Annotated in this window: 12 protein-coding genes; all 12 read right to left on the reverse strand. The window is 58.7% G+C overall.

The window, feature by feature from the left end; all coding sequences use genetic code 11:
- Window positions 1–11 precede the first annotated feature (11 nt).
- The 12 genes from icmH to tssB are packed head-to-tail and all read right to left on the reverse strand — an operon-like array spanning window position 12 to window position 13,237.
- Complete coding sequence (gene icmH / locus LRO94_RS16155; RefSeq protein WP_233896817.1) at window positions 12–875, reverse strand: type IVB secretion system protein IcmH/DotU; 864 nt, start codon at window positions 873–875, stop codon at window positions 12–14.
- 5 nt (window positions 876–880) lie between these two features.
- Window positions 881–2,209: a type VI secretion system baseplate subunit TssK gene (tssK, locus tag LRO94_RS16160; protein WP_095184557.1), complete on the reverse strand. Its 1,329-nt coding sequence runs from the start codon at window positions 2,207–2,209 to the stop codon at window positions 881–883.
- An 11-nt stretch (window positions 2,210–2,220) separates the two neighbouring features.
- The gene (tssJ, locus tag LRO94_RS16165) at window positions 2,221–2,697 is read right to left on the reverse strand and encodes a type VI secretion system lipoprotein TssJ (RefSeq protein ID WP_179178864.1); all 477 of its coding nucleotides are present in this window, start codon (window positions 2,695–2,697) and stop codon (window positions 2,221–2,223) included.
- A 5-nt stretch (window positions 2,698–2,702) separates the two neighbouring features.
- The gene (gene tagH, locus LRO94_RS16170; RefSeq protein ID WP_179180067.1) at window positions 2,703–3,887 is read right to left on the reverse strand and encodes a type VI secretion system-associated FHA domain protein TagH; all 1,185 of its coding nucleotides are present in this window, start codon (window positions 3,885–3,887) and stop codon (window positions 2,703–2,705) included.
- Window positions 3,888–3,903: 16 nt separating this feature from the next.
- A complete protein-coding gene (locus tag LRO94_RS16175) occupies window positions 3,904–4,035 on the reverse strand; it encodes a type VI secretion protein (protein ID WP_081797692.1) in 132 nt (43 codons plus the stop codon).
- 59 nt (window positions 4,036–4,094) lie between these two features.
- A complete protein-coding gene (locus tag LRO94_RS16180; protein WP_179180066.1) occupies window positions 4,095–5,627 on the reverse strand; it encodes a sigma-54 interaction domain-containing protein in 1,533 nt (510 codons plus the stop codon).
- The gene (locus LRO94_RS16185) at window positions 5,624–8,062 is read right to left on the reverse strand and encodes an AAA family ATPase (protein ID WP_179178863.1); all 2,439 of its coding nucleotides are present in this window, start codon (window positions 8,060–8,062) and stop codon (window positions 5,624–5,626) included. The genes LRO94_RS16180 and LRO94_RS16185 overlap by 4 nt, the downstream gene beginning before the upstream one ends.
- A gap of 9 nt (window positions 8,063–8,071) precedes the next feature.
- On the reverse strand, window positions 8,072–9,079 hold the full coding sequence (gene tssG / locus LRO94_RS16190; RefSeq protein WP_179178862.1) for a type VI secretion system baseplate subunit TssG: 1,008 nt from the start codon (window positions 9,077–9,079) through the stop codon (window positions 8,072–8,074).
- Window positions 9,043–10,830 carry a type VI secretion system baseplate subunit TssF gene (tssF, locus tag LRO94_RS16195; protein WP_179178861.1) on the reverse strand — a complete coding sequence of 596 codons (1,788 nt, stop codon included), beginning with the start codon at window positions 10,828–10,830 and terminating at the stop codon, window positions 9,043–9,045. Before tssF ends, tssG begins: the two co-directional genes overlap by 37 nt.
- Window positions 10,820–11,239, reverse strand: a complete 420-nt coding sequence (gene tssE / locus LRO94_RS16200) for a type VI secretion system baseplate subunit TssE (protein ID WP_032886526.1) — start codon at window positions 11,237–11,239, stop codon at window positions 10,820–10,822. The genes tssF and tssE overlap by 11 nt, the downstream gene beginning before the upstream one ends.
- Entirely contained in the window at window positions 11,236–12,711 is a 1,476-nt protein-coding gene (tssC, locus tag LRO94_RS16205) for a type VI secretion system contractile sheath large subunit (protein WP_179178860.1), read from the reverse strand. Before tssC ends, tssE begins: the two co-directional genes overlap by 4 nt.
- A gap of 28 nt (window positions 12,712–12,739) precedes the next feature.
- Window positions 12,740–13,237 carry a type VI secretion system contractile sheath small subunit gene (gene tssB, locus LRO94_RS16210; RefSeq protein ID WP_179178859.1) on the reverse strand — a complete coding sequence of 166 codons (498 nt, stop codon included), beginning with the start codon at window positions 13,235–13,237 and terminating at the stop codon, window positions 12,740–12,742.
- Window positions 13,238–13,253: the final 16 nt, after the last annotated feature.

Consider the following 13,253-nt stretch of genomic DNA (forward strand, 5'->3'; position numbering starts at 1 on the left):
TACTCCCAGCGTTACAAGGGCGACCGTGTCTGATCCGGCGCCAACATTTGAAAGGGTTGCAGCACTGTCATGCGTTCATTAGCCAATGCCCATGCAAACGCCAAGTACATAGCCAGCACACAGCCGAGGGTGAAGACGACGAACCCGGTAACGGAAATTATGCGCAGCCGTGCTCCAGGTGCCCGTCTCAAGGGAGCGGGGGAAGACATCAGCGGGCGCTCACCACGCACATGCCTGATTTGTCGGTACAAACCATCGCGTACCGTTTCCAGCTGCATCCCTCCTCGCTCCATGATGCGGTATTTCCCTTCGAAACCCAGTGACAGGCACAGGTACATCAGCTCCAGCAACGCCAGGTGCTTGACGGGGTCGCGGGATAAGCGCTCCAGTAGCCGGAAAAACTTTTCGCCACCGAAGGTTTCGTTGTGAAAGCGGCTCAGCAGGCTGGTCTTCGACCAGTCACTTCGACTGCCCCACGCTGTAGTGACCACCGCCTCGTCTATAACACTGCACAGCACATAGCGCGCCGACATGACCTGGGAAGCCTCTACGCCCTGGTGCAAGGCATGCGTTTCAAACGCGGTAATCCCCGACGACAAGCGATCGTTGAGGGTCTGCAAGCTTTCCCGGCCGGTGCTGCCCTTGAGCTGGACGACCTGCGACAAGAGTTCCCAGGCGGCGGCCACTAGGGCGTTGGGGCCGAAATTAAAGCTCTGTGCTCCTTGCAGACCGGCGGTGTAGATCATCCGGTCCTCCAACTGCTCAAAGCGCGGAGGTGATGGGAAGTCCGTCACCGTCGCCTGGGCGGGCGCGCGACCATCGAGGTCAAGCAGAACGGTTTTTTCGTCCTGCGGGTATTCGCTGTCCATCGTCATGGCATTCAGTTCCTGATGGCCCAGAAGTTGAGTTCGAGCCCGGCGAACTCGCCGCTGGCGTGGAAGGCAAAGCCACCCGATTGCTCCAACTGCGCGATGTCTCGGGCAGTGAGTTCGAGCATGAAATAGGTCTTGCCGGCGTGGAACGGAATCTGTCGAGGCGCCACCGGCAGCGGCTTGACCTTGATACCGGCGAGGTGCAGGTTGACCAGCTCGCGGATGCGCTCCACGGAGCCAATTTTCAGGTGTGCCGGCAGGCGGTGGCGCAGTTCTTCGGAGTCGCACTGGGCCGTTGCCGCCAAAATGAAGGTCGCGCTGCCCAGCAATTTGAGGTCACTCACCGGGCACACCAGCACCCCATACTGCCGCTGTTCCAATGGCAACTCGATGGCATGTTGCTCCAGCACCAACGACAGCACTGCACGGATGCCGTCCATCAACCCGCGAAAACTCGCCCCCTGCTCACCATGCTTGTAACGACTTTCCACCGTGGGGCGCTTGTTATCGGTAGAGAACGTGGACAACTCGCCCAGCATCGACAGCAACACCCGGTACAGAGCCTCCGGACGCACTTGGCCCTGACTCAAAAAGTGGCGCAACACCAACTCGGTACGGTTGATCAATTGCAGCATGAGAAAGTCGCCAATCTGAGCGCCCTCCGATCCGCCCCCGCCCCTGATCCTCTCGGCAATCGCATCGCCTCGGGTGGTGAGCAGACTGATGACCTCCTTGAGGCATGACGAGACATAGCCAGAGCTTTGCAGATAGATAAACGTCGGTACAAAATCCGCGTCCAGCCGCACACCTCCCTCGCCCGTCGAGTCCAGCACTTGGGCGACCTGCAGTTTCACATGCAGCGCGTCAGCGGGTTGCTCGCCTAACAGCAATCTTAGATCCGGGTGTGCGCAGTTGATCTGGCAACGGGACTCAACACCGGCATTGGAATCGCTGATCTGCGCTGCGCAACTGACGTAGCGAGCCAACACATCGCTTTGCTCTCGTTGGCGCACCTCGACTTGATTGCCAATGGCCAATGGCAACGCCAGATACACAGCCTGCCCACTGGTGTTGGCAGGGACCTGCAACACCAGGGGTTCCATTGCGTTGTTCAGCTCGAAAAAGCTGCCATCGGGAAATACACCGCTGGCCTGGTTGACGACCACTTTGCCCAAATTGAGGTATTGCACATCGACGTCAAGGGTCAGGAACCCCCAGCCATCAATTCCCAGCAAGCGGGTGCGGTTGAGCTGCTCGCGGTAGTAGCGGTCGTTGTGCTGCAAGTGTTGCGGGCGAAGCAGCATGCCCTCCTGCCAGACGACTTTATGAACCTGCATCTCTGATCCTCCTACCTTGGGGCTTGAGGGGTAACGACGCGAACCCCGGACTCGTCGAGCATCAGCTCAACACGCGTCAATCGTTGCTGGGCTACGGGCAGCACAAGCCGCCATTGCACATGGGGAAGGTCCCGATAGGCAGCCAGCACCCCGACATAACGGCTCTGTGGCTCAACACTGAGCTTGAACGCCAGTTGCTCACCGGGGCGCAGCTCCAACTCCTCGCCGTTTACCCAGTCCTTGGGCAACGCCTGCGCGGCGCGGTTATAGAGGGTGAAGAAGTCAGCATGTTCAAACGCTACGGGGTGTCGCAGCTCAAGCAGGCGCACGACGACAGGAGAAGGACGGCCATGAAGATCGGGATTGACGCCTTCACTTGCCGTCAACGTCACGTCCACCTTGGTCAGGGTCGAAAAGGGTGAGAGGCTGGCGCAACCGGCCAGCAGGCTCAGTGCGATCAGTATTGATACAACGGTGGCTCGATACATGAAGGTCATCCCGGATATGTCGTGTGCAAAGTAGCGACCAGGCGCACCTGCTCTTCGTAGGCGTTGGAAAACTCGTTACGCAACAGATGTTCGCCCGAGGTTTGCTCATTGATCAGGCTCCGGTAATGGCGTTGGTAAGCCCGCCAATGAGATCCATCCGTTGAGAACCTGGCCGGTGTGCTCTGGCGCTCGAAGCACAGCAACAGATGGCTGGGTGCAAATGCCGCAACCGCGCCGCGCATTGCAGCACGGCAGGCAACGACCAAGGCCAGTTGGTGGACTTGCATATCCCGGAACGCCTGGGCGACTGCTACCTCAGCAGGCAACTGCCCCAACTCGCCGGGGCCCAACAATGCGGTCAAGGCTGACTGGGTATCGGCGCACTCATTCAAGGGGGTGTAGCGCTTGAGCGCAGGCGAGGTCCGGCCCAGATCCAACTCTGCGTTCAACTCATCGCGAGTCCGCAGACTCTGCTGCAGACCTTCGATGGTTTGCCTGAAAAGACCCGCCACCTTCAGCGCGACGGCCTCGCACGCCGGTGGATCGAGCGCATCCAGCTGCATGCCCAAAGCCTCGGCGAATTGGAACCAGAAGGGGTCACGGGCGGGTGCAGCAACCTGCTCGGCTGGAGTCAAGACCTCATCCGCCAATGGCCCACTCCATCTGGGCACGATCAAGTGATCCTGCTCGACGGCGCCGTGAAAAAGTGCACCGTTCGCTTGCTCGGCCAAGGGCTTTGACACCTCCAGCCCCTCGGTTAAATCGCCATACAGTGCTTCACAATCCAGCGCATGCAAGGGGTCCAGCACCAAAAAGGCATCGTCAGGAATCCTGTCGGTGCGGAACAACGGCTGCTGGCCAATTTGTGCCCCCCGGGCCATCAACCGCGCACGGATTTGCACCGCCCCCAATTGGTAGACATCGCCCTCGTTGATCAGTCGTGCTTGCCCCTTGCCCAAACGTTCCGTACTGCCCGACACGCCAATGCCGTTACTGCTGATATCCGTTAAGAAATACTGCCCCTCCCGGTAACTGACCAGACCGTGATGACTGGAAAGCAACCGACTGGCGTCGGGAATGACCCAGTCACAACCCGCCCCGCGGCCGATCACGCCGCCAACGCCATCAAATGTTTTGACGCAAGTAGGCTCACCGCTTTCGGCATTACACACCTCAAACACTAATTGCATGGCAAGGCTTCCCTGTTCAATCGCTGCGACGGGTCGCCTGGGGATCACCCAGCGGACGGTAGTCAGCATCATCAAAAACGTAATTGGCGTTGCAGCCGCTCAACAAACACAGGACAAGCCCCAAGGCTTTCCACGTACGAAGAGGCATCAGGTATCTCCAATGAAAGTAAGGCTGGCCACTAAGAGTGAGGTCTGTATGTGCATGAATCAGCCTCCCCCTCGAACGTCGCCAACAGGGATTTTCAAGCGTGTAAGGCGGTAGAGCAGCGTGCGGCGAGCGACACCCAATTCACGTGCCGTGCGGGTCCGATTGCCACGATTCTTGTGCAGGCAGTCGATCAGGAATGTTCGTTCAACCTGCTCCAGGCGCTGGCGCAATGTTGCGTCGACGGGAGTAGCGCTCGACGCGGACGACAGCGATAGGTGCTCCGGCAGCACCACTCCGTCGTCACAGAGCAGCACCGCGCGTTCCACCAGGCATTTGAGCTCACGAACATTGCCGGGAAAAGCGTGGCACGACAGTTGATCCAAGGCGGCAGCAGACCATTGCACCGATGTGCGACCCAGTGCCGAACAGGCCGATTGGGCGAACTGTCGCGCCAACAGCAACACATCGCCGTCCCGCTCACGCAAGGCCGGTAATTCGATCGGGAACTGCGCCAGTCGGTAATACAAGTCCTCGCGAAACGTACCGTCGGCCACCATTGCACTGAGGTCGCGATGGGTCGCAGCGATAATCCGCACATCGACCTTATGGGCCGCACAGGCTCCCAGCGGGCGGACCTCGCCTTCTTGCAGCACCCGTAGCAGCTTGGCCTGGAGCGACAAGGGCATATCGCCGATTTCGTCCAAGAGCAATGTGCCGCCATTGGCGGCGTCAAATAGCCCGACGTGGTTACGTTCCGCACCTGTAAAGGCGCCTTTGCGATAGCCGAACAGCTCGCTTTCCAGCAGCCCCTCGGGAAACGCCGCACAGTTCTGCACCACAAATGCTTTGCTACCGCGCGGCCCAGAGGTATGGATGGCCCGGGCCACCACTTCTTTTCCGGTTCCGGTCTCCCCGCGCAGAAGCACTGTGTAGGGAGCATTCAGCACCTTACCGATCAGACGGTAGGTTTCGTCCATGGCTGTGCTGTTGCCGGTCAGCCCATAGGTGACACGAGCGGTGGGTGCGCAGCCTTTGGCCTGGGAAGCGATGTTCGCAGGACGCCCCCGTCGCAACAAAGCCCGTTGACTCAAGGCGAAGCGACCCAATTGACTTAACGACGGGCCGTAGTTCTGCAGCCACCTCGGCTGCCGGCTGGCGCACAGCAATAGACCCGCGACCGCGTTGTGGCGACCGACCAGCGGAACGCATAACAGTGAGCGCCACGGCACTGTTGTCGCCGGTAAAAACCCGCTCTCATACACGCTGTCTTCCAGGTTCTCCAGGCTCAGGGAACAGCAACGACTGAGGACGTAATGCAACAGTTGCTGATGCTGAAAGTCGGGACCGCAAGCGAGGTCGCCCGGGGGCAGCGCGCCGGGCAAATGCTGGGCAATCAGATCGAGTCGACCTGTGCTCTCGTCACACCCGTACAACTGGCTCAGTTCGCATTGACTCAGTTGCGCTGCCGCTGCAACACACAGGTCTGGCAACGTTGACTCGTCACTGTCGATACCCATTCGGGTGAACCAGGCCAATAACGACTCGGCATAGGCCAGCGGCTCGGGTAGCTGGGCAAACCCACTGTTGGTCATAGGCTGAACTCGCATATCGGCTGCCCGTCACCATCCAGACTGGCATGCACCAGCGATAGGGACTCACCCATGGCCATCGCCCCCAAAAGCCGATCGACTATCTGCGGCAACAGATGAATCTCGATCCAGTGATCGATGTACCGCGCACCGCTGTCGCTATGGGTGCATCGCTCGGCCATGTGAGTGACGAGCTCTGTCGTATAGCTCAATGCCAACTTGCGCGACTGCAACCTTTGCCCAAGACGGTCCAGCTTGACTCTGGCCAGGTCATGCAGCACCGCACCCACAACCGGGTAATAAGGCACGACCCGCATCCGGGCGAGCAGTGCCGGTTTGAAGTAGTCGCGCAACGCGGGGCGGATTGCGTCTTGCAGCACCTGGGTGTCAGGCCGCAGACCTCCAGCGCATAAGTCGACGATGCACTCGCTGCCCAGGTTGGAGGTCATCAGGATCAGCGTATTGCGAAAATCGATTTCCCGGCCCTCTCCATCATTGGCCAGCCCCTTGTCGAAGATCTGATAGAACAGGTTCAACACTTCCGGGTCGGCCTTTTCGACTTCGTCGAGCAATACCACCGAATAGGGTCGCTGACGCACAGCCTCGGTCAACATACCCCCCTCGCCATACCCGACATAACCGGGTGGTGCGCCAATCAGCCGGGACAGGGCATGTTTTTCCTGAAATTCCGACATGTTGAGGGTGGTGACAAAACGCTCGCCGCCATACAGCAAATCACCCAGCGCCAAGGCGGTTTCGGTTTTGCCCACGCCACTTGGGCCGACCAACAAAAATACACCGACCGGCGCTTCGGCCTTGTTCAGCCCGGCCGCCACGGCACGCAAGTTGCGGTCGAGCGCCTGTATGGCGGGTTCCTGGCCGAGAATGCGCGAGCGCAGAGCATCGGCAACCCCCAGCACCGATTCACTGTGTTCAAGGGACAACTGCTCAACGGGAATACCCGTCCATGCGCCGATAACCTGTGCCACCCGTCGCGGGCAAACGTGCACCTGGTCCGCCAGCACCCGTTGTTCGAACCAGTGCTGTTCCAAACGTTGACGCTCACTCTCGATAGCCGCCAATCGCAGGTTCAATGCGTGCACAGCCTGCTCATCCACCGCAAGCTCTGCGTCTCTGTCTCTACTCAGCGCGTACCGTTGCCGCGAGCCTTCAGCCTGTTCGGTGCATAAACGCTCTAATGCCTCTGGCATCGTTACCTGACTGATGCGCGCACGGGCACAGGCGGTGTCCAGCACATCCACGGCCTTGTCGGGCAGCTGACGCCCTGCCAGGTAGCGTGCGCTCATTTGCGCCGCCGCCACGACCGCATCGTCACGGATGTACACCCCATGGCTGGCTTCATACGCCGGAACCAGACCACGCAGGATCGAAATCGCCTGCTCCACGCTGGGCTCACCGACCAGCACAGGCTGGAAACGCCGCGCCAGGGCAGGATCTTTTTCGAAGTACTTCTTGTATTCGGACCAAGTAGTGGCCGCCAGGGTGCGCAATTCGCCCCGGGCCAGGGCTGGCTTGAGCAGGTTGGCTGCGTCGCCGGCTCCCGACTGGGCGCCCGCGCCCACCAAGGTGTGCGCTTCATCGATAAACAGAATCACCGGTTGGGGCGACGCATTGACTTCGTCGATCACGCCCTTGAGCCGTCGTTCGAATTCGCCCTTGATGCTGGCACCCGCTTGCAGCAAACCCATGTCCAGGGTCAGCACCCGCACATTCTGGAGCGGCTCCGGTACTTGTGAACTGGCGATGCGCAACGCAAGACCTTCGACAACAGCGGTCTTGCCTACCCCTGCCTCCCCCACCAGGATCGGATTGTTTTTGCGTCGACGCATGAGGATGTCGATCAACTGACGAATCTCGCCATCACGACACAGCACCGGGTCGATACGCCCTTCGCGCGCCTGGCGTGTCAGGTCATGGGTGAAACGTGCCAGCCATGACTCGTCGCTTGCGGCGGGGATGATGTCCGGGCGCTGGCTCAGCACGAAGCCCTGTACGCGCTGTGCATCCAAACGGCTCAACAACGCGTAATAGCGACTGCCTGCGTGTTGCAACGGGTGATGCAACAGCGCCAGTAACAGCGCGCCGTGGTCCACTTCGGTTTGGCGCAACTCCAGATGAGCAACCAACAATGCCTGCTGCAACCATTGCACGAGGGCTTGGGCAAACACCGGGTTACGTGAAGCACTTCCCTCCCCCTTGGGCTGCAGCGTTGCTTGCAGCGTCTGCGCTTCGATCCCCGCGTCGACCAAGGCTCTCATTAAAACGCCATCGCGATGTTCCAGCTGGGCCAATAGCAAGTCTTCTACAAGCACTTCCCTGCCACCACGCGCCACACAACGCTCAGCCGAGCGCTCCAAGTCTTGGCGGACCGCAGGCGTCAACGTTCGGATAAGTTGTTGCAGGTCTACATTCATCATCAAGAGCCCCTAGTGAGCGTTGTTGGCCACGATGACCACACCGTCGGCGCATTCGTGTGCCAGCCAACTGGTCCAACCCAGCCTGCAGACGTTGTATTCACCCACGTGCAACGGCCTGATGGACTCCTTGTCCAGCACCAGGCGCAGGTCGTAATCCAGCGGGTCGCGAGCGGTCAGTCGTACCAACGCACACAGCAGCGGATAGTCCGCACCCGTAGGCAAAAAACCATGGAACTGCTGCCAATCCAGGCCCTGTACATGCACCCTGAACTTGCCACTGCAGTCGGCGACCCGGTCTCCCAAAACCTGGTCGGTGCCCAGCACGCTGTTGGCAACACCCAACTGGTTCAACTGCGCGGGAGCAATGACCACCGAGCGTTCGACCCACTGCTCAATAAACACGCGGTCGTGCTTGAAGTAGTAACGCAGCATTGTCTCGATTACCGCCGCCGAATGCCCCCGCAGACTAAGCAGACCCAGGTAGGGCAACAGCCGCTTGCAGTCCAACTGCGCTGCAGTGCGCAGCTGCCGGCCCTTCAACCCAATCAACGCAAACATCTGCTCGGAAAACGCGTCACGGGCCTGCGCCTGGAAGCTCACCTGGTAACGGTATTTGCGCCAGATCGGCAGCATCAGCCGTTGCAGACGATGGTGAAACAGGTCCAGAAAATCGCGAGTGGCGTGCCCACTCGCCTCATCGGCAAACGCCTGCTCGCCGTAAAACGCCGGCAACGGTGACCCAGCGCCACACAGACCCAGAACGTTGAGGCGAAGACGCGCACGCAATTGACCGTGTTCAACAAAAAACTCCACCCGATCGATGTCGTGACCGGGAAAACCAAGACCTGGGTTGGCCTGAAACTCCAACCTGTCATAGAGCGCGTCGTCATCCAGCAAAGGATGGGCGGCGCGCAGGCGCTTGATCACCTGCAAAATCGCCTGGAACAGCGAATATTCGCGGATCGCACTGCACAGTTCCTTCAAAGCAGGGGCTGCTGCCCCATCCGGGGTGGCCATAGGTACACATCTCCTTGTGTGCTGATGACACGTAGTTCGTGGTAGGCATTGAGGCTTGCGTAAAGCGCGAAGAACTCGTTCAGCACCGAGGCGAACACAAACGCTTCGCCCCTCCCGAGGAAGCCTTCGAAATCAATGCTCAGGTCAATCTGCAAGCCACGAAATGGCATTCCGCGGTACAAACGATCGACCGGCCTATGACTGATGGATCGCAACGCACCTAACCTTCTCTGGCTGACCTTTTGCGCGTGCCTGTCGTGGTAACGCGGCACGTTGTAGGTTTGCAGGAGCACCTTGAACGCGTTGATATCGGTCAGTGACAAATAGTTGAGCGACATGTTGCTGATCAGTCGCCAGAGAAAATCCTGGTCAAGGGGCGGCGCAAAACTCGCGGTCGGCGCGCAGATATTGCGAAACGACAACCCCTCCGGCGTCTGCTCACAGGGTTGATTGATGTCACCTGCCTGCAATTGCCGAGGCAGGTTGTGATTGGTACATGTCAGCTCGATCGACAGCGTTTCCTGGGCATGCACCTGCCCATTTCCAAACGTCAGCCAAGTATCGAGCCCTGTGTGGTGCGCCGACGCGCGCTGCCGAATGCTGTAGCTGGTGGGGGGCGCCGAAGCGTCGATATCGCCATCATGCTCGAAGGTTTCAAACGGGACGTACGCTTGATACCCCAACCCGCCAGGGCGCCAACCCATGACCTTATCTACTGAAAACACACAAGCATTTTCCCGCGCGTACTCTCCAGGAATCAGCAGGTACTCGTCCTGCTTGCCGTCCAGGCGTATCGGAACTGCATCATGTTTGAACAGGTTGACGATGGGCGTGCAGTACAGCTTCACGTTGCTCAAAGTGGGGCACTCGGTGGTCTGGCAGCCCACGCGCAACGTGAAGCACACTTGAATGCTGCAGATTTGCTTGAGTTGGTCCTGGGGCAACCGCTGCAGCACATCCAGCCCATTTACATCGACGAACAGATACTTTTCAGGAAAGGAGAAATACTCCTGCAAATGGCGATACCCACTAAACGTAGTGTGCGGATAGGGCATCAGCGCATGCTCCTCGGCGAACCCCACCGGTTTTACCTGCTCAGCGTCGAGTCGCAACAACAGGGACTTGCCATCAGCCGCGCTCACAGCTCGTCCATCGCAGTCCAGTGGTCGTAACTCGATACCTTCAAGCTCGCGCAATAGGCTCAGATATAACCCTTGGCTGATGTAGCGATCTCCCGCCAGATGCAGACGTAATTGGTCGAACTCACATTCGCTGAAATTGCCTCCGGCACTCATGTCGAGGCGCAGGCTCATCAACGCCTGTTCGCCTTGGACGCAATACTCCAATGCGCTCAGTTGCAACGGCAGGATGCGGGTGTCGTAACAGGTCCGAAAGCGACAGCGTTCGCCATTCACCGCACCGCTTTCGACTGGCGTATTCGGTGCGACCATCACCCCGACGCCCGTATGCTTCAGCGGGTCAAACTGCAAAATGCTGAACGCAGGTATCGGCCGCATATAGTTGGGCCACAGCAAATGCATCAACGAGTGCGTCAGCTCTGGCAACTCGTCATCCAATTTCTGGCGCAAGCGACCGGTGAGAAAGGCAAAACCTTCCAGCAATCGCTCCACATCCGGATCCTGGCCAGCCTCCCCTAGAAAGGGCGCCAGCGCGGGATTTCGCTCGGAGAAACGCCGCCCGAGCAGACGCAACGCACTGAGTTCACTTTGGTAGTACTGGTTAAAGGACATCAGGCAAGACCTCAACCTGTCCCGCATCCCGCAGGCGCGCGGTGAACACCACAGGTTGTGTCACCCCGTCGATAGAAAGCGTGGCGTCGATGGCAAACGCCAGGGCCAAAGCGTCGTGACCTCGGGGTAACGACCTCACGCGGACTTGTTTCAAGCGTGGTTCGTAGGCGCGGATAAACCGCTCGATCAATAAGCGCGACTGGCTCAAGGACTCATGCAGACTCTGGTTCATGTCATTGAGGTCCGGCATTCCGTAGTCCGGCAATGTCTGCACACTGCCCGCGCGGATGCTGAGCATTTTTCCCAGGTGAGCTGCGACAGACCTCACGCCACAGGCTGAATGCTCAGCTGGATACCCAAGTCGCTCAAACAGACTTCGGTTGCGGGTCACCCCTTGGCCCCTGCTCATTCTTTATCGAGCTTGCCAACCAGGGACAGCGTGAAGTCAGCCCCCATGTATTTGAAGTGCGGTCGTACGCTCAGACTGACCCGGTACCAACCAGGCTCACCCTCAACGTCACTGACCACGATGCGCGCCGCACGCAATGGCCGCCGCCCACGCACCTCGGCACTGGGGTTGTCCTGGTCTGCGACGTACTGGCGAATCCACTTGTTGAGCTCCAGCTCAAGGTCGGTACGCTCCTTCCACGACCCCAGTTGCTCCCGTTGCAGGACCTTGAGGTAATGGGCCAGACGATTGACCACCATCATGTAGGGCAATTGAGTGCCCAGGCGGTAATTCAACTCCGCTTCCTTGCCCTCGGCACTGATGCCGAAACTCTTGGGCTTTTGTACCGAACTGGCGGAGAAAAACGCGGCATTGTCACTGCCCTTGCGCATCGTCAAGGCAATGAAGCCCTCTTGTGCCAGTTCATATTCGCGGCGGTCGGACACCAGTACTTCAGTGGGAATCTTGGTTTCGATTTCGCCCATGCTGTGGAAGTGATGCAAGGGTAAGTCTTCCACTGCGCCGCCGCTTTGCGGACCGATGATGTTAGGGCACCAACGAAACCGCGCGAAACTGTCGGTCAAGCGTGTGGCAAAGGTGTAGGCGGTGTTACCCCATAGGTAGTGCTCGTGGCTGTTCACCACGGTTTCCCGGTAGGCAAAAGTCTTGACCGGGCATTCAAGGGGATCGTAAGGCGTGCGCAGCAGAAAACGCGGCACAGTCAGACCGATATATCGGGCGTCTTCGCTCTGGCGGAAGCTTTGCCATTTAGCGAATTGAGGGCCCTCGAAATGGTCCCTGAGATCCTTTAGATCAGGTAGGTCGGTGAAGCTTTCCAAGCCGAAAAAACCCGGCCCGGCGGCAGCGATAAAAGGTGCATGGGCCATGCAAGCCACACTGGAGGCGTATTGCATCAACTTCACATCAGGGGCACTGGGCGACAGAAAATAGTCGGCGATGATCGCGCCCACCGGCTGGCCGCCGAACTGACCGTATTCCGCACTGTAGACATGCTTATAGAGCCCTGACTGAGTCACTTCTGGCGAGTCTTCGAAATCATCCAGCAGGTCTTGCCGCGAGACATTTAGCAGTTCGATCTTGATGTTTTCTCGAAAGTTGGTGCGTTCGACCAACAGCTGCAGGCCTTTCCAGGAGGACTCCAGCGCCTGGAAACCTGGGTGGTGAAGAATCTCATCCATTTGCCGACTGAGCTTTTCGTCAATCTCGGCAATCATCCGGTCAACCAGACGCTTCTTGACCGGTTCACCGCTGTTCTGCGGCTTGATCAGTTCTTCGATAAAGGCCGAGACCCCACGCTTTGCAATGCCGTAGGCCTCGTCGTCCGCACTCAACAGAGTCTGAGCGATGATGTTGTCGAGGATGCTGCACTCATCAGTGCTGTGTACAGGTATCGGAGTGTGTTGAGTCGTCATGGCACCAGTGTCCTTTTACTGAGAAATATCAGGCGATTTGGCTGTTCAGGCCCAACTCTGCCAATACCCGGGCACGGGAGACGTCATCGGCCAGAGCCTGTTCGATGGCTTTACGAAAGCTCGGCGTGTTGCCCAGCGGTCCCTTCAACGCCATCAACGCCTCACGCAGGGCCATCAGCTTGTGTAACTCGGGGATCTGCTCCACCAGGTTTGCGGGGTTGAAATCCTTCATCGAATTAATGCGTACCTGGATGGCGAGTTCTTCAACTTCGGCGCACTCCTGGAGACGGTTGGGTACATTCAGCGTGAGGCTCAGCGCCTGTTTGGCCAGCACCTCATCAAGGGTGTTCTTGTCGATGGCGATGGGTTTGCGATCTTCAAGCTTGCGCAGGTCCTCACGCTGGGTGAAGTCCCCCAGCACCAGCAGTTTCAACGGCAGCTCGACTTCTTCCTGAGCACCACCGATGGCGGGTTTGAAGGTGATATTGATGCGTTCCTTGGGTGCTACCGAACCTTCTTTGGCCATGGTATTTCTCCTTTTT

It is taken from the genome of Pseudomonas sivasensis (assembly GCF_021391435.1).
Taxonomy (GTDB): Bacteria; Pseudomonadota; Gammaproteobacteria; order Pseudomonadales; family Pseudomonadaceae; genus Aquipseudomonas; species Aquipseudomonas sivasensis.